This window comes from Pseudomonas sp. GW821-FHT03C07 (genome assembly GCF_059420925.1).
This window is the reverse complement of the sequence record NZ_JBWKUQ010000001.1, coordinates 103,840-124,241: the sequence shown is the minus strand read 5'-3', so window position 1 is coordinate 124,241 and position 20,402 is coordinate 103,840. Positions and strand designations below refer to the sequence as shown.

17 protein-coding genes and 1 pseudogene are annotated in these 20,402 nt (G+C 61.3%); 14 read left to right on the top strand and 4 right to left on the bottom strand.

What is annotated here, in order from left to right:
- The first annotated feature begins 5 nt into the window (after positions 1-5).
- From AC07VG_RS00525 to pelG, 5 genes are read left to right on the top strand one after another with little or no spacing between them, the layout of a single operon-like run.
- Complete coding sequence (locus tag AC07VG_RS00525) at positions 6-527, top strand: penicillin-binding protein activator LpoB (RefSeq protein ID WP_495020258.1); 522 nt, start codon at positions 6-8, stop codon at positions 525-527.
- A 5-nt stretch (positions 528-532) separates the two neighbouring features.
- Positions 533-1,903 (top strand): PelD GGDEF domain-containing protein, encoded by a 1,371-nt coding sequence (locus AC07VG_RS00520; RefSeq protein WP_495000876.1) that lies wholly within the window; start codon positions 533-535, stop codon positions 1,901-1,903.
- Complete coding sequence (locus AC07VG_RS00515) at positions 1,881-2,870, top strand: HEAT repeat domain-containing protein (protein WP_495000875.1); 990 nt, start codon at positions 1,881-1,883, stop codon at positions 2,868-2,870. The genes AC07VG_RS00520 and AC07VG_RS00515 overlap by 23 nt, the downstream gene beginning before the upstream one ends.
- Positions 2,867-4,384 carry a GT4 family glycosyltransferase PelF gene (pelF, locus tag AC07VG_RS00510; protein WP_495000874.1) on the top strand — a complete coding sequence of 506 codons (1,518 nt, stop codon included), beginning with the start codon at positions 2,867-2,869 and terminating at the stop codon, positions 4,382-4,384. Before AC07VG_RS00515 ends, pelF begins: the two co-directional genes overlap by 4 nt.
- On the top strand, positions 4,385-5,755 hold the full coding sequence (gene pelG, locus AC07VG_RS00505; RefSeq protein WP_495000873.1) for an exopolysaccharide Pel transporter PelG: 1,371 nt from the start codon (positions 4,385-4,387) through the stop codon (positions 5,753-5,755).
- A gap of 86 nt (positions 5,756-5,841) precedes the next feature.
- Here the strand turns inward: pelG and AC07VG_RS00500 are convergent, their stop codons facing one another.
- The 3 genes and pseudogenes from AC07VG_RS00500 to AC07VG_RS00490 all read right to left on the bottom strand — a co-directional run.
- Entirely contained in the window at positions 5,842-6,063 is a 222-nt protein-coding gene (locus AC07VG_RS00500) for a hypothetical protein (protein ID WP_495020257.1), read from the bottom strand.
- Positions 6,064-6,131: 68 nt separating this feature from the next.
- Positions 6,132-6,422: a hypothetical protein gene (locus AC07VG_RS00495; protein WP_495020256.1), complete on the bottom strand. Its 291-nt coding sequence runs from the start codon at positions 6,420-6,422 to the stop codon at positions 6,132-6,134.
- Between the two features lie 172 nt (positions 6,423-6,594).
- Positions 6,595-6,717 (bottom strand): annotated as a pseudogene (locus tag AC07VG_RS00490) (SDR family oxidoreductase); the annotation flags it as partial.
- Positions 6,718-6,953: 236 nt separating this feature from the next.
- Between AC07VG_RS00490 and AC07VG_RS00485 the strand changes: the two are divergent.
- The 9 genes from AC07VG_RS00485 to AC07VG_RS00445 all read left to right on the top strand — a co-directional run bounded on the left by AC07VG_RS00485 (position 6,954) and on the right by AC07VG_RS00445 (position 18,986).
- The gene (locus AC07VG_RS00485; protein ID WP_495020457.1) at positions 6,954-7,265 is read left to right on the top strand and encodes a winged helix-turn-helix transcriptional regulator; all 312 of its coding nucleotides are present in this window, start codon (positions 6,954-6,956) and stop codon (positions 7,263-7,265) included.
- Between the two features lie 136 nt (positions 7,266-7,401).
- The gene (locus AC07VG_RS00480) at positions 7,402-7,920 is read left to right on the top strand and encodes a GNAT family N-acetyltransferase (RefSeq protein WP_495000872.1); all 519 of its coding nucleotides are present in this window, start codon (positions 7,402-7,404) and stop codon (positions 7,918-7,920) included.
- A 121-nt stretch (positions 7,921-8,041) separates the two neighbouring features.
- A complete protein-coding gene (locus AC07VG_RS00475; RefSeq protein WP_495020255.1) occupies positions 8,042-8,536 on the top strand; it encodes a hypothetical protein in 495 nt (164 codons plus the stop codon).
- Between the two features lie 162 nt (positions 8,537-8,698).
- Positions 8,699-9,199 (top strand): thiol peroxidase, encoded by a 501-nt coding sequence (gene tpx / locus AC07VG_RS00470; RefSeq protein WP_495000870.1) that lies wholly within the window; start codon positions 8,699-8,701, stop codon positions 9,197-9,199.
- A gap of 101 nt (positions 9,200-9,300) precedes the next feature.
- Positions 9,301-9,801 carry a thiol peroxidase gene (gene tpx / locus AC07VG_RS00465; RefSeq protein ID WP_495020254.1) on the top strand — a complete coding sequence of 167 codons (501 nt, stop codon included), beginning with the start codon at positions 9,301-9,303 and terminating at the stop codon, positions 9,799-9,801.
- 191 nt (positions 9,802-9,992) lie between these two features.
- Positions 9,993-11,297 carry an MdtA/MuxA family multidrug efflux RND transporter periplasmic adaptor subunit gene (locus AC07VG_RS00460; protein ID WP_495000868.1) on the top strand — a complete coding sequence of 435 codons (1,305 nt, stop codon included), beginning with the start codon at positions 9,993-9,995 and terminating at the stop codon, positions 11,295-11,297.
- A complete protein-coding gene (locus tag AC07VG_RS00455) occupies positions 11,294-14,395 on the top strand; it encodes an MdtB/MuxB family multidrug efflux RND transporter permease subunit (protein WP_495000867.1) in 3,102 nt (1,033 codons plus the stop codon). The genes AC07VG_RS00460 and AC07VG_RS00455 overlap by 4 nt, the downstream gene beginning before the upstream one ends.
- Complete coding sequence (locus tag AC07VG_RS00450; protein ID WP_495020253.1) at positions 14,392-17,499, top strand: multidrug efflux RND transporter permease subunit; 3,108 nt, start codon at positions 14,392-14,394, stop codon at positions 17,497-17,499. The genes AC07VG_RS00455 and AC07VG_RS00450 overlap by 4 nt, the downstream gene beginning before the upstream one ends.
- Entirely contained in the window at positions 17,496-18,986 is a 1,491-nt protein-coding gene (locus tag AC07VG_RS00445; protein WP_495020252.1) for an efflux transporter outer membrane subunit, read from the top strand. The genes AC07VG_RS00450 and AC07VG_RS00445 overlap by 4 nt, the downstream gene beginning before the upstream one ends.
- A gap of 167 nt (positions 18,987-19,153) precedes the next feature.
- Here AC07VG_RS00445 and AC07VG_RS00440 read toward each other — a convergent pair whose 3' ends face one another.
- Entirely contained in the window at positions 19,154-20,326 is a 1,173-nt protein-coding gene (locus tag AC07VG_RS00440) for an MFS transporter (protein ID WP_495000864.1), read from the bottom strand.
- Positions 20,327-20,402: the final 76 nt, after the last annotated feature.

Here is a 20,402-nt window from a genome sequence, read left to right as displayed (position 1 = left end):
ACCTTATGCAATCGATTCGTTGCGTGAGTCTGGCGATGGCCACCGTGTTGATGGCCGGCTGCAGCAGCTTTACCGGCCAAAGCAGTCCGGAACTGTCGAGCAAGGCCCGTTGGGGGGTATTGCCCCTGGCCAACTATTCCCAGACGCCACAAGCCGGTGAGCGCGGCGAGCAGATCCTGCTCAGCGTGCTGAGCAGCCGTGGCCTGCAACCGCAGGTCTATGCCGGCGCGCCAGGGCAGGGTGAGCAGGCCCTGCTCGACGATAACGAACGCCTTGCCGGGGCGATGGACTGGGCCCGTGAGCAGAAGCTCGACTATGTGCTGTCCGGCAGCGTCGAGGAGTGGCAGTACAAGAACGGCCTGGATGGCGAACCGGCGGTGGGCATCAGCCTGCGGGTGGTCGAAGCCGGCACCGGCAAGGTCCTCTGGAGCAATAGCGGTGCTCGCGCCGGCTGGTCCCGCGAAAGCCTGGCCGGTGCGGCCCAGAAGGTCCTCGACAAGCTTGTCGGCGGCCTGCGGATCGAGTGACGGCGATGAACTCTCCACACATGGACTACGCGCTGGCACCGCGCGCCAGCGGTCCGGCGTCATGGCTGGAATCCTTCCTGGTGACCGCGCTGGTCATCGGCTTCGGTCTCTGGCTGACGCCCGAAGACCCGTTGCAGGTACATGGCGGGTTTCCCTGGTCGCTATTGGCGCCGCTGTTGCTGGGGGTCCGCTATGGCTTTGTCCGTGGCCTGATCAGTGCCAGCCTGTTAGTGGCGACGTTCTTCGTTCTGCGCCAGTCGGGACTGCAAGGCTACGCGCAGATCGCGCCGTCCTACATTGTCGGCGTGCTGGTCTGCGGGATGCTGGTGGGCGAGGTGCGAGATTTGTGGGAGCGGCGCCTGTTGCGCTTGCAGATGGCCAACGAGTATCGCCAGTACCGGCTCGACGATTTCACCCGGGCGCACCAGATACTGCGAGTCTCCCACGATCGCCTGGAACAGCGCCTGGCGGGCAGCGACCAGAGCCTGCGCAGCTCGTTGCTGGGCTTGCGTGAGCGCCTGCGCGCCGCGCCCAATGGCGAAGATTCGCTGTCGTTGCTGGCCGAACCGGTGCTGACCTTGCTCGGCCAGTACGGTTCGTTGCGGGTGGCCGGGCTGTACCGTCTGGAACTGCCGCGCAACGCCGCACCGAGCTTGACCCTGTTGGCCGCCACCGGGGTCATGGGGCCATTGGACAACCAGGACCTGCTGGTCAGGTTGTGCCTGGAGCGCGGAGAGCTGGTGAGCGTGCGCGAAGAGCTGATCGACGCCGGCGGCCAAGCCTCAGTGTCGTCGCTGCAGGCGTGTATACCGCTGGTGGATACCGAGGGCCGGATGCTGGCGATCCTCGCGGTCCGGCAGATGCCGTTCTTTGCCTTCCAGGAACGGACCCTCAGTCTGCTGGCCTTGCTCGCCGGGCATATTGCCGATCTGCTGGAACACGATCCGCAGGTGCTGCAACTGGCGGACGCCGACGCCCAGCACTTCACCCGTCAGCTCAAGCGTTCGTTGGTGGATGTCGAGCGGCACGGTTTGTCCGGCAATCTCTATGCCTTCGAGCTGAGCCGGAGCAACGATGAGCTGGCCCGGCTGTTCGAACGCAGCCAGCGTGGACTGGACCTGCACCTGACCCTGACCAACAACCGCGGGCATGCGTTGTTGCTGGTGCTGTTGCCGCTGACCAGCGCCGAAGGCGCCCAAGGTTATCTGATGCGCCTGGGCAAGCTGATCCACGAACACTTCGGCATGAGCGTGGAGTTGTCCGGCCTTGGGGTCAATGTCTTGCCTTACGATCTGGAGTCGGCCCGGCAACGGGACGGGCTGCGTAACTTCCTGCATAACGAGTGTGGCCTGAATGTTCAGCAAGTGGCTGTTTAGCGGGGCGCTGTTTTTCGAAGCCGGGAGCTGGGCCAGTCTCACGACACGCCTGCCCGACCCGCAGATCGCGCTCCTGTACACCATGACCCATGGCATCGCCTGCGGCCTGTTGACCGCGGCGGTGTGGCTATTGCTGCCGGCGCGTTACCGCGCGCCGCTGCCATGGAGCCCGTTGTTTATCTTCAGCCTGGCGTTTTTTGTGCCGCTGATCGGTGCCGTGGGGGTGATCGCGGCGATCTTTCCGGCGCTGTACCTGCCACGCCAGCGCGAGACGCAGATGTGGCAGGCGGTGGGTATTCCCGAGCTGCCGTTTCGGGCGCAGACCCAGCTGCATTCGCCGACCTTCGGCGACAGTGGCCTGCAGGATGTGTTGCGCCATGCGTCGGACCCGGACCAGCGTCTGGCGGCACTACTCGCCACTCGACGGATGCCGGGCAAGGAAGCGGTGCCGATTCTCAAGCTGGCCCTGGGCGATCCGAGCGACGATGTCCGTCTGCTGGCGTATTCGATGCTCGACAAGCAGGAAAGCGACATCAACCTGCGTATCCAGTCTTCCCTCGCGCAGTTGCCTGGCGCGCCCATACAGAAGGCTGCGGCCTTGCACGCCACGCTGGCCCGCTGGTACTGGGAACTGGCCTACCTGGGCCTGGCCCAGGGCAGTGTCCAGCAGCACGTCCTCGGCCAAGCCGGCGAGCATGCCGAGCTGGCGCTGAAAGCGGGCGAGGGCGGTGAGTTGCTGCTGCTGACCGGGCGCATTGCCCTTGAACGCGGCGATATCGGCAAGGCGCGGCTGCATATGCGCCAGGCCGAGCAGGCGGGCATGGACCCGGCCAAGGTCCTGCCGTTCAGTGCTGAAATCGCCTTTGAAAGCGGACGCTATAGCGAGATTCCCGGGCTGTTGAAAAGCCTGCCGCCGGAGTTGCAACAACGTCCGCCCTTTGCCGGGCTGGTAAGGACCTGGACATGAAAAAGCCCGTCAACCCGACGCCAATCGCCGATGTCTGCCTGTTGCTCGAAGGTACCTGGCCCTATGTGCGCGGCGGTGTGTCCGGCTGGATTCACCAACTGATCCTCGGACTGCCGCAACTGACCTTTTCGGTGCTGTTCATCGGTGGCCAGCGTGAAGCCTATGGTCAGCGGCGCTATGAGATTCCGGCGAACGTGGTGCATATCGAAGAGGTGTACCTGGAGGAAGCCTGGCGCAATCCGAAGCGCAAGCGGGTCGCGCACAGCGCGTCCCTCGAAGAGCTGAGCAATCTCTACCGCTATCTGCACAACCCCGAGAAACCGGCCGCCGAGCTGGGCTTTGGCGTGCTCAACGCCCTCGCCCAGGGGCGGATTACCCTGGACGACGTGCTCTATAGCCGCCCCAGCTGGGAGGCGCTGACCGAAGGTTACGAGCAACATTGCGCCGATCCGTCCTTCGTCAACTATTTTTGGACCCTGCGCACCATGCAGTCGCCACTGTTGATGTTGGCCGATGCGGCCCGACGGATGCCGCGAGCACGGGTCCTGCACTCGATTTCCACTGGTTACGCCGGGCTTGTGGGCTGCATCCTCAAGCAATTGTGGGGTTGCCAGTTGCTGTTGAGCGAGCATGGAATCTACACCAAGGAACGCAAGATCGACCTGGCCCAAGCCAGTTGGATCGCCGAAAGCAACAACCAGGCGCTCAACGACAGCATGACTACCGGCACCGGTTACATCCGCATGCTCTGGGTACGGTTCTTCGAACGCATCGGCTACCTGGTGTACGAGAGCGCCGACCAGATCATTGCCTTGTACGATGGCAACCGCCAGCGGCAGATCAAGGACGGCGCGCCGCCAGCGCGTACTCAGGTGATCCCCAATGGCATCAACCTGGAACTCTGGACCCAGGCCCTCAACGCCCGTGCCGAAGGGATCGCACCCGTGGTCGGGCTGATCGGCCGGGTGGTGCCGATCAAGGATGTGAAGACCTTCCTGCGCGCCATGCGCGGAGTGGTCAGTGTGATGCCGGGAGTCGAGGGTTGGATCGTCGGACCAGAAGAGGAAGACCTCGAATACGTGGCCGAGTGTCGCAGCCTGGTGGCCAGTCTGGGCCTGGAAAAGCAGGTGCTGTTCCTCGGCTTCCAGAAAATCCAGGAGATCCTGCCGCAACTGGGCCTGATGGTTCTGACCTCGATCAGCGAGGCGCAGCCGCTGGTGATTCTCGAAGCCTGGGCCGCCGGCACGCCGGTGGTGAGCAGTGACGTCGGCTCCTGCCGCGAACTGATCGAGGGCGGCACAGCGGCCGACCGTGATCTCGGCCTGGCCGGGAAGGTGGTGGCGATCGCCGATCCGCAGGCCACGTCCCAGGCGATCACTGACCTGCTGCGCAGCCCCGAGCGTTGGAAGTCGGCCCAGGCCGCCGGCTTGCTGCGGGTTCACCGTTACTACAGCGAGACCTTGATGATCGACCGTTATCGCACGCTTTATCACGCAGCCATGGGGATTGTGTAAATGGCCGGCATCGGTTTTGAACTGCGCAAGATTCTCTCGCGCGACTCTTACACCGCGACACTGCACGCGTATGTCTACGCGGGTCTGATCAGTTCCGGCCCCTGGGTCCTGTCGATTCTCAGCGTGATGCTGGTGGGGGTCATCAGCCTGGGGCTGGTGATCCCGGAGGTGTTGATCCGCGAGTTCCTGATCACGGTGACCTACCTGATGGCCACGTCGCTGATCCTCACCGGCGGTTTGCAGCTGTTTTTCACCCGTTTCGTCTCCGACCGCCTGTTCGAGCGCAAGTACGAGCAGATCCTGCCGAACCTGGTCGGCGTGCTGCTGCTGGTGACCCTGGGCTCCGGGCTGTTGGGCATCATCCTGTTGGCCACGCTGTTCGACCAGCCGCTGGTCTACCGGCTGCTGACGCTGGCCAACTTCGTGGTGCTCTGCAACCTGTGGCTGGTAATCATCTTCCTCTCCGGGATGAAGGCCTATAACCGCATCCTGCTGGTGATGCTGGCGGGTTATGCGCTGATGGTCGGCAGCGCGTTCTTCCTGCGTCACCTGGGGATGGAAGGCTTGCTGCTGGCGTTGTTGCTCGGCCACAGCACACTGCTGTTCCTGTTTCTCTACGACATCCTGCGTGAGTACCGCGCCGAGAAGCTGGTGGCCTTCGACTTCCTCGATCGGCGCCAGGTATTTGTCAGCCTGCTGCTCACCGGGTTTTGCTACAACCTGGGGGTCTGGATCGACAAGTTGATCTTCTGGTTCAACCCGGACACTTCGAGCCAAGTGATCGGACCGATGCGCGCCTCGATTCTCTATGACTTACCGATCTTCCTCGCCTACCTGGCGATCATTCCCGGGATGGCGGTGTTCCTGGTGCGGATCGAGACCGATTTCGCCGAATGGTACGACCGCCTGTTCTGCGCGGTGCGTGATGGCGAGACCTTGCAGCATATCGCTTCGTTGAAGGCCGAAATGACCTTCTCGATTCGCCAGGGCCTGCTGGAAATCTGCAAGGTCCAGGGGCTGACAGTGGTCCTGTTGTTCCTGTTCGGTCCGCGCCTGCTGGAGTGGCTGGGCATGTCCAGCTACTACTTGCCGCTGTTCTACATCGACCTGATCGGGGTGAGCATCCAGGTGGTGTTCATGGCGATTCTCAACGTGTTTTTCTACCTCGACAAACGGGCGATCGTGTTGGAACTGTGCCTGTTGTTCGTCGTGCTCAACGCTGCATTGACTGTGCTCAGCCTGCACTTGGGGCCGAGTTTCTTCGGTTACGGGTTCACCTTTTCGCTGCTGGCCTGTGTGCTGCTGGGGCTGGCCCGGTTGTCGACCGCGTTGGACGACCTGGAGTACGAAACCTTTATGCTGTCGCGCTGAGGAGCAAGACGGTCAGTGAGGATTGTGCTGCTCTCACTGGCCTCTTAGGGGAAAGCCCTGCTTGTACTTAAGCCGGACAATAGTTTTTATGGCTTCCTAAACTGACCGTGCTGATCCGTCGGTTTTCTATTGCGCTCACGATGTACATTGATTGCGAATCCACATTTCAATGCCCATTTCATAGCCTCCTCTTGGGTGTGGCATTCAAACAGGAGACTTTCTGTTCTTTCTTCTTCCACCGCATGATGCTGGTTTGGTGCCCAGCCTGATGGACTCTTAACCTTAACGACATCTACTTTTTTCGACATTTTTGTTACCCCTTTATATTTGTAAGGATGGTTGTAGAATTCTGAGGTTCGTCCACTTCCCCACCAGATCACTCTCGATCGGCACTAGCTTTCACGTTCATCAGAACGTTTGCTGTGAATGCTGTCAGTCTAATAATGACGATGCCGGCAGAGATGGATACGATTGGAGCTATAGCTGTATGACCGGTGAGCACCAAGCCTAGACCGAGCATAAAAAATAGCAAGCCGATGTTGTGCAACCAGAAATTAATTCGCGCGAGCAGCGTCAGCGCTGCTTTCGGGTTAAGGTGACAAATCAAACCGGCAAGCGCGAGCGCAGCTCCGCTTAGCAAAGCGATATACGCATGGACTGGAGTCAAAAAATTTCGGTCACCCCATATCGCCACCAAATAACGCGCCGACGAATAGATAGATCACCACGACCTTGAGAAATCGAATGCCCATTGCCCCCCCTGTGAAAAAAACTGATAGTTGACGTTCTCAGCTAAGTCAATCAGTTGGTCATCGGCCAAGCCCGTCATTGCAGAGAATCGATAGCTCGACTGCCTTCGCAGGATCGCGAATTACCGCGACGATGCTTGATGCGGATTCCGTGCGTAGAAGCGCCTCAATTACCAGGCGACCGAGCTGTCCTGTGGCTCCCGTAACAACTATCGTGACAGTTTTTTGATTTGGTTGAGCAAGGCACTCAAAGTAAATTATCACCTTACTTTCCGTAAGTATGCGCCGAAAGGTTAGTATCGCGATGGCAACGCCAAGCAAACTGATCGCAGTTTAGTTCTTTTCCGCACAAGTCCCGCGCGGAGGGCTCGCATCAACTGATTGCCCTTGTCGTGAGGTGCTTAAACTCATCACGCCGCCCCAGGGGTGTATTGCTGCTTTTCGCGCTGATGGGCGACGTTCGGCGTTTAAGTGAGCTGCGCCGAATGGTCAGCGGCGTGAGCGAAAAAATGTTGTCGCAAACCCTGAAGCGCCTGGAAGCAGACGGGTTGGTTCATCGGAAGGCTTATGGGACTGTACTGCCCCACGTGGAATACTCCTTGACACCTACGGGACGAACGGAAGGCAAGAGAGTTGAGGCATTGGTCGACTGTGTCCAGGCCATCCTTCCCGACATCTTGGATAGGCAGCGTTCGTCCCCTTCGCCCAACCTCGCCTATCCTGATCTTGTATGCACCGATGATCCTGTTACTCGAATTTGATGGCGTTTTCCATTCAGAGCCTTGAGGAAGGTGGCCTTGGGGACGGCGAAAGTCTGGCTGCCGGAGCAGGCTTTGCCAGCTTGCCGCGAATCACTCTACACTGGCCGGCCTGGTTATTTTTATGGATGAAAAAACGATGCCTGCCAACACTCCCGCTATCGTCATCGAGCGTTTCCGCGAAGCCCACGTCGACGGTATAACCGCGCTCTACAACGAGCCTGCCGTCTGTCGCCAGGTGCTGCAAATGCCCTTTCAGTCTGCCGAGGTCTGGCGCCAGCGACTGATCCAGCGCCAGGACAACGAACGCTTGGTTTCATTGGTAGCGCTGCATCAGGGCGTAGTAATCGGCAGTTGCTCACTGGAGCAATACACACGGGTACGCCGCAGCCATGCGGGCACCATCGGCATGGGCGTGGCGACGGCCTGGCAGGGCAAAGGCGTCGGTTCGAAACTGCTGGCCGCGGTGTTGGACGTGGCAGACAACTGGATGAACCTGCAACGCCTCGAGTTGACGGTGTATGTCGACAACGCCGCCGCCCAGGGGCTGTATCGCAAGTTCGGTTTCGAGGAGGAGGGCGTGATGCGCGACTACGCGATTCGCGACGGTGCTCTGGTGAATACCCTGAACATGGCGCGGTTCCGTCGCCCGACCTGAACATCGGACCTGCGCCGAACCTTTGGCGGCAGCGGCGCTTGGTCATGAGTTAATCGCACGCCCCGCAGTGCGATCTGCCATGATCAAGTCTTCGATTCAGGTTCACCCGAGGAGCGCTCCAATGAATGGTGTACAGCAACTGGGGGAAATGCTTCGGCACTACGCCGATACTGAAACACACAAGAAACAACTGTTCGAAAAGCAATCGGCGCACTGGACGGCGCGCATCGCCGAATTGTTCGACCGCATGGAACAGTGGCTGGAACCGGTAAAGAGCCCGAACCTGCTGGAGACGCAGCGCGAAGCCTATGTCGCCTTCGGTCCCAACCTGGCGGTGGAGGCCTCGACCTTCAAGACCCAGAAACTGACGATCCACATCGCCGGGAAAATGATGGAGTTCGTCCCGGAAGTGATGGGCAGCGGCGGCGCGATTTCCCTGGCGGTCATGGGGCACATGGCGGCGCGGCATGGCAGCGTTTCGCTGGTGGCCGTGCCGGGTACCAGCGATTGGCAGTGGCGCAAGACCAATGGCCTCAAGGACCCGGACATCAATGTGTTCGATGCCGACTTCCTGGCCTTGCAGTTGCAGAGTTTGATTCCCCGCGAATATCACTGAAACGTCCGGCATGGACACGCTCGGATTCCCACGACAAAAAAATCCCGGGAGGGGTTTGCCGGGTCGCAAATCCTGTGACACTTTGTCTACCCCATAGGTCGGGTGGCATTCTCGTGTTTAACTCCGGCCTTTTCAGCGCAACCATTTAGAAGGATTCAGCTCATGGCTCAAGTCACCCTCAAAGGCAACCCGGTTACGGTCAACGGTCAACTGCCGCAGGCCGGTACCCAGGCTCCTGCGTTCTCCCTGGTAGGCGCGGGTCTGGCTGATGTCACGCTGGGCAGTTATGCCGGCAAGCGCAAAGTGCTGAACATTTTCCCAAGCGTCGACACCCCGACCTGCGCGACCTCGGTGCGCAAGTTCAACGCCCAGGCCAACGAAGTGGCCAACACCGTGGTGCTGTGCATTTCCGCTGACCTGCCGTTTGCCCAAGCGCGTTTCTGCGGCGCCGAAGGCCTGGAAAACGTTCTGAACCTGTCCACCCTGCGTGGCCGCGAGTTCATTCATGACTACGGCGTTGAAATCGCTGACGGCCCACTGGCTGGCCTGACCGCGCGTGCCGTCGTCGTGCTGGACGAAAACGACAAGGTGCTGCACAGCGAACTGGTCAAGGAAATTGCCGAAGAGCCTAACTACGAAGCAGCCCTGGCTGTCCTGAAGTAACGGCAAAGGAGTCGGTTGGCGGTGCATGCCGCTATCGCCGCGGTGAGGCGTTCCGCCAAGCCGGCTCCCACGGGGTTTGGCGTTTACAAGGAGGCAAGCACATGGCTCAAGTCACTCGCAGGGGCGTAACGGTTCAGATCAATGGCCAGTTACCGCAACCCGGCGCCCAGGCTCCGGTATTTTCACTGGTGGCCAAGGATCTTTCCGATATCACCCTGGGCAGCCTCCGTGGCCAGCGCAAGGTGCTGAATATCTTCCCCAGTGTCGACACGCCGACCTGCGCCAAGTCCGTGCGCCAGTTCAATGAGCGCGCCAACCAGCTGGAAAACACCGTAGTGCTGTGCATCTCGGCGGACCTGCCGTTCGCCCAGGCGCGCTTTTGCGGAGCCGAAGGCCTGGACAATGTCGTCAATCTGTCCACCCTGCGCGGTCGCGAGTTCATGCGCGACTACGGCGTGGATATCGCCGACGGTCCCCTCGCAGGCCTGACCACCCGCGCGGTGGTGGTGCTCGATGCCCATGACCAGGTGCTGTACAGCGAGCTGGTGGCCGATATCGGCCAGGAACCCGACTACGAGGCGGCACTCGCGGTTCTGAAATAAACGGCTCTGATACAAGGGGTTTACAATTATTCACGGCCTGACCCTGTCCAGGCCGTTTTTATTTGTGCTTCAGTGTTTTACCTGAACACTGAGGAAAGTCATCCCAAGGTAAATTGCCGGTAAAGGCGCTTTGCCTGAAACAATTCAGTGCTTAATCTTGCAGCCTCCCCAAAAAGAAGTTCTCGCGCACAATGGTTGATCACTCCATGCAATCGTCTGTTTCCCACACATCTCGTCGCTGGCTGTTCGGCCTGTTGGTCCTGTTGATTATCGGCGCACTGTGCTGGCATTTCTGGCCGTCAGGCGTGCAGCACAAGGGTGCGCAAGCCAAGTCCGTCGCGCATACGGGCAAATCGGGCATGGCGCGTCCGGGCTTCGGCGCCTCTGCTGGCCCGGTGCCGGTACGGGTGGCGCCGGCGACGGTGGGGGACTTCCCGGTGTACTACAAGGCCCTGGGGACAGTGACCGCGCTCAACACGGTCAATGTGCGTACACAAGTGGCCGGGCAACTGGTCAAGATCCACTTCCAGGAAGGCCAGATGGTCAAGGCCGGTGATGTGCTGGCTGAGATTGATCCGCGCAACTACGAAAGCGCCTTGCTCCAGGCCCAGGGCACGCTCCTGCAAAGCCAGGCGCAATTGAAGAACGCCCAGGTCGATGTGCAGCGCTACCGCGGGCTGTTCGCCGAAGACAGTATCGCCAAGCAGACCCTGGACACCGCCGAGGCGCTGGCGATGCAGTACCAGGGCACGGTCAAGGCCAACCAGGGTGCGGTCGACACCGCCAAGCTGAACCTGGACTTCACCAAGATCCGCGCACCGATTTCCGGGCGCCTGGGCCTGCGTCAACTGGACGTCGGTAACCTGCTGGCGGCGAACGACAGCCAGATACTGGTGATCATCACTCAGACCCAGCCGATCAGCGTCGCGTTCACCTTGCCGGAGAACAACCTCGACACCGTGCTCACGCGTTATCACGGTGGGGCGAAATTACCCGCCGAAGCCTGGGACCGTGGCGACCTGAAACAACAGGCCAGCGGTGTGCTGCAGAGCATCGACAACCAGATCGACATCACCACCGGTACCCTCAAGTTCAAGGCGCTTTACGATAACCGCGAACAGAGTCTGTTCCCCAACCAGTTCGTCAATGTGCACCTGCTCGCCGACACCCTGAAAAACGTGGTGCTGGCACCGAGCGCGGCGATCCAGTTCGGCAACGATGGCACCTTCGCCTATGTCATGGACGGCGACAAGAAGGTCAAGATCCGCCCGTTGAAAGTCGGCGCCAGCGACGGCAATGTCACGGTGATCAAGGACGGCCTGGCCGTCGGCGACCGTGTGGTCCTGGAAGGCACCGACCGACTGAAGGATGGCGGCGAGGTGGAAGTGGTCAATGACGTCCAGGACGTGCCCAAGGCGCCCGCCGGGCAGTTGAAGGACGACTCGGCGGCCAAGGCACCGGCTGACGTCGGCAAGGCGAAAAAGGTCGGCGCATGAATCTCTCGCGGCTGTTCATTCTCCGTCCGGTAGCGACCACCCTGAGCATGCTGGCCATTGTCCTGGTCGGCATCATCGCCTACCGGCTGTTGCCGGTATCGGCATTGCCCCAGGTCGACTATCCGACCATTCGGGTGATGACCCTCTACCCGGGCGCCAGCCCCGATGTAATGACCAGTGCGGTCACCGCGCCCTTGGAACGCCAGTTCGGGCAGATGCCCGGCCTGACCCAGATGGCCTCCACCAGTTCCGGCGGAGCCTCGATCCTGACCCTGCGCTTCAACCTTGACATCAACATGGATGTCGCCGAGCAGCAGGTCCAGGCGGCGATCAATGCCGCTACCAACCTGTTGCCCAAGGACCTGCCGGCGCCACCGGTGTACAACAAGGTCAACCCGGCGGACACCCCGGTGCTGACCCTGGCGATCACCTCGAAAACCATGCTGTTGCCCAAGCTCAACGATCTGGTCGACACCCGCATGGCGCAGAAAATCGCCCAGATCAGCGGCGTCGGCATGGTCAGCATTGCCGGCGGTCAGCGCCAGGCGGTGCGGATCAAGGTCAACCCCGAAGCCCTGGCGGCCAACAGCCTGAATCTGGCGGATGTGCGTACGCTGATCGGCGCCTCGAACGTCAACCAGCCCAAGGGCAACTTCGACGGCCCGACCCGGGTGTCGATGCTTGATGCCAACGACCAGTTGCGTTCGCCCAAGGAATACGCCGAACTGATCCTGGCCTACAAGAACGGTGCGCCGCTGCGGCTCAAGGATGTCGCGCAGATCGTCGACGGCGCCGAGAACGAGCGTCTGGCCGCCTGGGCCAACGAGCACCAGGCCGTGCTGCTGAATATCCAGCGCCAACCCGGGGCCAACGTCATCGAGGTGGTGGACCGGATCAAGGCGCTGCTGCCCTCCATCAGCGACAATCTGCCGGCGGGTATCGAGGTCAAGGTGCTGACCGACCGCACCCAGACCATCCGTGCCTCGGTCACAGACGTACAACACGAGCTGTTGATCGCCATCGCCCTGGTGGTGATGGTGACGTTCCTGTTCCTGCGCCGGGCCAGCGCCACCCTTATTCCTTCGGTCGCCGTGCCGTTGTCGCTGATCGGCACCTTCGGCGTGATGTACCTGGCAGGCTTTTCGGTCAACAACCTGACCCTGATGGCCCTGACCATCGCCACCGGCTTTGTGGTCGACGATGCCATCGTCATGCTGGAAAACATCTCGCGTTTCATCGAAGAGGGTGACAGTCCGATGCAGGCGGCGCTCAAGGGCGCCAAGCAGATCGGTTTCACCCTGATTTCCCTGACGCTGTCGCTGATCGCCGTGCTGATACCGCTGTTGTTCATGGCCGATGTGGTCGGACGGCTGTTCCGCGAGTTCGCCATCACCCTGGCCGTGGCCATCCTGATTTCCCTGGTAGTGTCCCTGACCCTGACGCCGATGATGTGCGCGCGCTTGCTCAAGCGCGAGCCCAAGCCTGAAGAGCAGGGCCGCTTCTATCGGGCCAGTGGCGCCTGGATCGACTGGTTGATCGAAGCTTACGCGCGCAAGTTGCGCTGGGTACTCAACCACCAGCCGCTGACCTTGCTGGTAGCGGTCGCGACCCTGGCGTTGACCGTGTTCCTCTACATGATGGTGCCCAAGGGTTTCTTCCCGGTGCAGGACACCGGGGTGATCCAGGGGATTTCCGAAGCGCCGCAGTCGGTGTCCTTTGCCTCCATGAGCCAACGACAACAGGCACTGGCCAAGGTCATCCTGGCCGACCCGGATGTGGAAAGCCTGTCGTCCTATATCGGCGTCGACGGTGACAATGCCACGCTCAACAGCGGCCGCCTGCTGATCAACCTCAAGCCCCGCCACCAGCGCGACCTGACCGCCACCCAGGTGATCAACCGCCTGCAGCCGCAAGTCGACAAGCTTTCGGGGATCCGCCTGTACATGCAGCCGGTGCAGGACCTGACCATCGAAGATCGGGTCAGCCGTACCCAGTACCAGTTCAGCATGTCCTCGCCGGACGCCGACCTGCTCGCCGAGTGGAGCGGCAAGCTGGTGGACGCGCTGGCTCAGCGCCCGGAACTGACGGATGTGGCCAGCGACCTGCAGGACAAGGGTTTGCAGGTCTACCTGGTGATCGACCGGGACGCGGCGTCGCGCCTCGGCGTGGCGGTGTCGGATATCACCGACGCGCTGTATGACGGTTTTGGCCAGCGGCAGATTTCCACCATCTACACCCAGGCCAGCCAGTACCGCGTGGTGCTGCAAGCCCAGGCGGGGGAGAAGATCGGGCCGCAGGCGCTGGAACAGATCCACGTCAAGACCACCAGCGGCGGGCAGGTGCGCCTGTCCAGCCTGGCCCGTGTCGAGGAGCGTCAGGCGCAGTTGGCCATCTCCCACATCGGCCAGTTCCCGGCGGTGATGATGTCGTTCAACCTGGCGCCCGGCGTGGCGTTGGGGCAGGCGGTGCAGGCCATCGACCAGGTGAAGCAGGAAATCGGCCTGCCAATTGGCGTGCAGACCCAGTTCCAGGGCGCGGCCGAAGCCTTCCAGGCCTCGCTGTCGAGTACCTTGTTGCTGATCCTGGCGGCGGTGGTGACCATGTACATCGTGCTGGGGGTGCTCTATGAGAGCTACATCCACCCGGTGACGATTCTCTCGACCTTGCCCTCGGCGGCGGTCGGTGCCTTGCTGGCGTTGATCCTGAGCGGCAACGACCTGGGCATGATCGCCATTATCGGTATCATCCTGCTGATCGGTATCGTCAAGAAAAACGCGATCATGATGATCGACTTCGCCCTCGATGCCGAGCGTAACCAGGGCATGGCCCCGGAGCAGGCGATCTACCAGGCGGCCCTGTTGCGGTTCCGGCCGATCCTGATGACCACCCTGGCGGCGCTGTTCGGCGCCATTCCGTTGATGCTCGCCACCGGCTCCGGTGCTGAGTTGCGGCAACCCCTGGGTCTGGTGATGGTCGGCGGGCTGCTGGTCAGCCAGGTGCTGACCTTGTTCACGACGCCAGTGATCTACCTGTACTTCGACCGCCTGGGGCGGCGTTGGGGGCGGCATTCGAGCCTGCTTGAGCAGGTGGAGACATGAACCTCTCGGGACCTTTTATCCGCCGACCGGTAGCGACCATACTGCTGAGCCTGGCGATTGTCCTGCTGGGGGGCGTGAGTTTCGGCCTGCTGCCGGTTTCGCCGCTGCCGCAGATAGACTTCCCGGTGATCGTGGTCCAGGCCAGCCTGCCCGGCGCGAGTCCGGAAGTCATGGCCTCCACCGTCGCCACGCCGCTGGAGCGCTCCTTCGGGGTGATTCCCGGCATCAACACCATGAGCAGCCGCTCCAGCCAGGGTTCGACCCGGGTGATTCTGCAGTTCGACCTCAACCGCGATATCAACGGCGCGGCGCGGGAAGTCCAGGCGGCGATCAATGCCTCGCGCAACCTGCTGCCCAGCGGCATGCGCAGCATGCCCACCTACAAGAAGGTCAACCCGTCGCAGGCGCCGATCATGGTGCTGTCGCTGACCTCCGAGGTGTTGCAGAAGGGCCAGCTCTATGACCTGGCCTCGACCATCCTGTCCCAGAGCCTGTCCCAGGTCCCGGGCGTGGGCGAGGTGCAGATCGGTGGCAGTTCGCTGCCAGCCGTGCGTATCGAACTCGAACCACAGTCGCTCAACCAGTACGGTGTGGCCCTGGACGAGGTGCGCACCAGCATTGCCAACGCCAACGTGCGCCGGCCCAAGGGCTCGTTGGAGGATGCCGAGCGCAACTGGCAGGTGCAGGCCAACGACCAGTTGGAAAAAGCCAAGGACTACGAACCGCTGATCATCCATTACCAGAATGGCTCGGCCTTGCGCCTGGGGGATGTGGCCAAGATCAGCGACAGCGTCGAGGACCGTTACAACGCCGGCTTCTTCAACAATGACGAGGCGGTCCTGCTGGTGATCAACCGCCAGGCCGGTGCCAACATCATCGAGACGGTGAACGAGATCAAGGCCCAGTTGCCGGCCTTGCAGGCGGTGTTGCCGGCCAGCGTCAAGCTGAACCTGGCCATGGACCGTTCGCCGGTGATCAAGGCCACGCTCCACGAGGCCGAGATGACCCTGCTGATCGCCGTGGCCCTGGTGGTGCTGGTGGTGTACCTGTTCCTCGGCAACTTCCGCGCGTCGCTGATCCCGACCCTGGCGGTGCCGGTGTCGCTGGTCGGCACCTTTGCCGTCATGTACCTCTATGGTTTCTCCCTGAACAATCTGTCGCTGATGGCCTTGATTCTGGCCACCGGGCTGGTGGTGGACGATGCCATTGTGGTGCTGGAGAACATTTCCCGGCATATCGACGACGGCATCCCACCGATGAAGGCCGCGTACCTGGGGGCCAAGGAAGTCGGCTTCACCTTGCTCTCGATGAACCTGTCGCTGGTGGTGGTGTTCCTTTCCATCCTGTTCATCGGCGGGATCATCGGCAGCCTGTTTCGCGAGTTTTCCATCACCCTGGCGGCCTCCATCCTGGTTTCGCTGGTGGTGTCCCTGACCCTGACACCGATGCTCTGCGCGCGCTGGCTCAAGCCGCACCGACCGGGTGAGCCGAGCCGCCTGCAACGCTGGAGCGAAAAGGCCAACGAACGGATGATCGCGGCCTATGCCGTCAGCCTCGACTGGGTCCTGCGGCACAAGCGCCTGACCTTGCTCAGCCTGTTCGTCACCATCGGGGTGAACATTGCCCTGTACGTGGTGGTGCCGAAAACCTTTCTGCCACAGCAGGACACCGGGCAACTGATCGGTTTCGTCCGCGGCGACGATGGCATGTCGTTCGGCAATATGCAGCCAAAGATGGAAATCTTCCGCAAGGCGGTGCTGGCTGACCCGGCGGTGCAAAGCGTGGCCGGGTTTATCGGCGGCAACAACGGTACCAACAATGCCTTCATGCTGGTGCGCCTGAAGCCGATCAAGGAGCGTAATGTCTCGGCGCAGAAGGTCATCGAGCGCCTGCGCGACGAAATGCCCAAGGTGCCCGGCGCCCGACTGATGCTGATGGCCGATCAGGACCTGCAGTTTGGTGGCGGTCGCGAGCAACAAACCGCGCAGTACTCCTACATCCTGCAAAGCGACGATCTCGGTGCGTTGCGCGAGTGGTACCCGAAAGTGGTCGCGGCACTCAAGGCCCTGCCGGAACTGACCGCCGTCGATGCACGGGAAAGCCGCGGGGCTCCGCAGACCACACTGGTGGTCGACCGCGATACCGCCAAACGCCTGGGCGTGGACATGAACACGGTCACGACGGTGCTCAACAACGCCTACAGCCAGCGGCAGATCTCCACCATCTACGACACCCTGAACCAGTATCAGGTAGTGATGGAGATCAACCCGAAATACGCCCAGTCGCCGGAAACCCTCAATCAGGTCAAGGTCATCGGCTCAAGCGGCCAGCGTATTCCGCTGTCGGCCATCGCCCATTATGAAAACAGCCTGCAAGACGACCGGGTCGATCACGAGGGCCAGTTCGCTTCCGAAAGCCTGTCGTTCGACATGGCTCCCGGGGTGACGGTGGAGCAGGGCACCGCCGCCATCGAGCGGGCCATTGCCAAGCTTGGCTTGCCCGAGGCGGTGATCGCCAAGATGGCTGGCACCAGCGACGCCTTTGCCGCGACCCAGAAAAGCCAGCCGTTCATGATCCTTGGCGCGCTGGTGGCGGTGTATCTGGTATTGGGTATCCTCTACGAGAGCTATATCCACCCGTTGACCATCCTCTCGACGCTGCCATCGGCCGGGGTCGGCGCGTTGCTCAGCATCTACCTGCTGGGCGGCGAGTTCAGCCTGATCTCGCTGCTGGGCCTGTTCCTGCTGATTGGCGTGGTGAAAAAGAACGCGATCCTGATGATCGACCTGGCGCTGCAACTGGAGCGCCATTCGGGCCTCGATCCACTGGAATCGATTCGTCAGGCCTGCCTGTTGCGCCTGCGGCCGATCCTGATGACCACCCTGGCGGCGATCCTCGGCGCCTTGCCCTTGCTGCTGAGCAGTGCCGAAGGCGCGGAAATGCGCCAACCCCTGGGCTTGACCATTATCGGCGGGTTGATTTTCAGCCAGGTCCTGACGCTTTACACCACCCCGGTGGTTTACCTTTATCTCGACCGTTTGCGCCACCGTTTCAACACGTGGCGTGGCGTACGCACTGATGGTGCTCTGGAAACTCAGCTATGACTGATCAATCGCAATGCAAAGTGCCTCTGGCCGCCCAACATCTGGAGACCGTCCGTGGTTCACGCCTGCTGAGCCTGACCTTGTGCGGGCTGATGCTCAGTGCCTGCGCCGTGGGCCCGGACTACAAGCGCCCGGACGCCGCTTCGCCGGCGCAATACAAGGAAGCCGCCGGCTGGCGTCAGGCCCAGCCGAGTGACTCGCTGGCCCGCGGCGCCTGGTGGGAACTGTATGGCGACCCGACGCTCAATGGGCTGGTGGAAAAACTCAATAGTGCCAACCAGACCGTGGCGCAGTCCGAAGCCCAGTACCGCCAGGCCCTGGCGTTGGTCAAGAGCTCCCGTGGGGCGTTCTTTCCAAGTGTCGACTTGAGTGCCGGAAAAACCCGTTCCAGCCAGGGTACCGGCAGCAGTAGCTCAAGCCTGAGCCGTTCATCCAGCGGCATTCTCGACACCTATAACGCCCAACTCGGGGTGAGTTGGGAGGCGGATATCTGGGGCAAGCTGCGCCGCGGCCTGGAAGCCAATGACGCCAGTGCCCAGGCGAGCTTTGCCGACCTCGCGGCCATGCGCCTGAGCCAACAGTCGAGCCTGGTGCAGAACTACCTGCAACTGCGGGTGATCGACGAACAGAAACGCCTGCTTGAAGCCACGGTGCAGGCCTATGAGCGTTCGTTGAAGAACACCGAAAGCCAGTACCGCTTTGGCGTTTCCGGCAAATCGGCGATCGCCCAGGCGCAGACCCAGCTCAAGAGTACCCAGGGCGACCTGATCGACCTGATCTGGCAACGGGCCCAGTTTGAAAACGCCATTGCCGTGTTGATCGGACAACCTCCGGCACAATTCCAGCTGGCCGCCACCACCCGTGTTCCGGTCTTGCCGTCGATTCCGTTGGGCATACCGTCGCAACTGTTGGAGCGACGCCCGGACATCGCCTCGGCGGAGCGTTCGGTGATCGCGGCCAATGCCAATATCGGCGTGGCGAAGGCCGCTTATTATCCAGACTTTACCTTGAGTCTGTCCGGCGGCTACAGCAGCAGTACCTTTCAAAACTGGATCAGCCAGCCAAACCGTTTCTGGTCGGTGGGACCCAAACTGGCCACCACCTTGTTCGACGGTGGCCAGCGGTCGGCGGAAGTGGACCGCACTGAGGCGGTGTACGACCAGACCGTGGCCAAGTATCGCCAGACCGTGCTCGATGGTTTGCGCGAAGTGGAGAACTACATGGTCCAGCTCAAGGTGATGGAAGACGAAGCGGCGGTGCGGGCCCAGGCGCTGGACGCAGCCCGGGAATCCCTGCGCTTGACTGATAACCAGTACAAGGCCGGCCTGATCACTTACCTGGATGTGGTCACGGTGCAGACCACGGCGCTGACCAACGAACGTAGCGTGCTGACCTTGCTGCAGAGCCGGTTGATCGCCAGCGTCCAGTTGATCGCGGCGATGGGCGGCGGTTGGGATGGTCATACCGATCTGAATGCCAAACGCTGATCGGTATTTGGCTTGGGTTTGATGGTGGTCTTATTGACGCCTTCGCGGGCAAGCTCCGCTCCCACACAAAATCTGTGTTCGACGCAGATCCTGTGTGGGAGCGGAGCTTGCCCGCGAAGAGGCCCTAAAAATCACAAAGCCCTTATCTGAAGAAACCGCACCCGGCCTCACCTGTGCAATGAGCGCACCCCGCGCCCAGCCAGAAAACACAGGCTGCCGCCAATGGCCGTGAGCCCGCTGAGGGCATAGAACATCGTCCCCGGCGCCGTATGGATCAGCAGATAACCGCAGATCACCGGGCTCAACGCCCCGCCCAGGGCCGCCAGGTTCTGCGCGCCCAGGTAGCTGCCCCGTAGCTCTTCCGGGGCGATGGTGTCGACGAACAGGTATTCGGACGGGTAAATGATCATCTCCCCAAGGGTGAAGATGAACATCGCCGCGCACCAGGTCAGCAGGTTCTGCGCAAAACTGAAACCGATCAGCCCGACGATAAACAGACTGGTGCCAATGGCGATCCAGTAGCGTAGCTGCTCGCGTTTGAGAAAGCGGCCGATCTGGTATTGCAACAGGATTACGCTGATGGCGTTGCAGGCCAGGATCGCCGACAAGGTGGTCAGGGCGTCCTGGTTGCTGTGGGTCACCAGCAGGTACTGCGACAGATACAGAGTGAAGCGTCCATGGACAATGGTGCTCAGCAGGCTGCCGCAGGTGAACAGGATCAAGGTCCGGTCGTTGCGCAACGTCACCAGGGTGTTGACGAAACTTTGCACCTTGCCGATCTGGGCCGGGGCGGTAGGGGTGATGCCCAGCATCAGAAAAATGCTGCCAAAGGCGATGCCGGCGGCGATCAGGAACGGTGCCAGCGGCTGCACGCCGGCGATTACCACGCCAAGCATCGGGCCGGTGGCGTAACCGATATTGGTCAGGGTATAGCGCAGGGAAAAGACCTTGGCCCGCTGGTTGATCGGCAGGTTCTCGCTGATGATGGCCTTGGAACCGATCAGAAACAGCGCCGACGCGGTTTCGGTGATCACCAGGGTCAGGGTGGTCAGGTACAGGTCATGGGCGAACGTCAGCAGGGTGAACCCGATGCCGCTGGAGAGCATGGCGAGGATCATCAGCCGGCGTTTTTCCAGGCGGTCGATGATATAGCCGCCGTACAACGAGAGCAGGGTGGCGATAAACACCGCGATCCCCATCAGCAGGCCGACATCCTGCTGGTTCAGCCCGAGCTTTCTGCTGAGGAACAGGGTCAGCAGCGGACTGGTGATGGCACGGCTGACGACGATGGTCACGGAGCAGATCATCAGCCGGCGGATAACGAGGGAGTAGGTGGCCACGGTGGTGCTTATATCCTTGTTTTAGAAACGTCTCTGTCTTTCGCCGCACGAACTCAAGATCGCTAAAAGCTTCGCG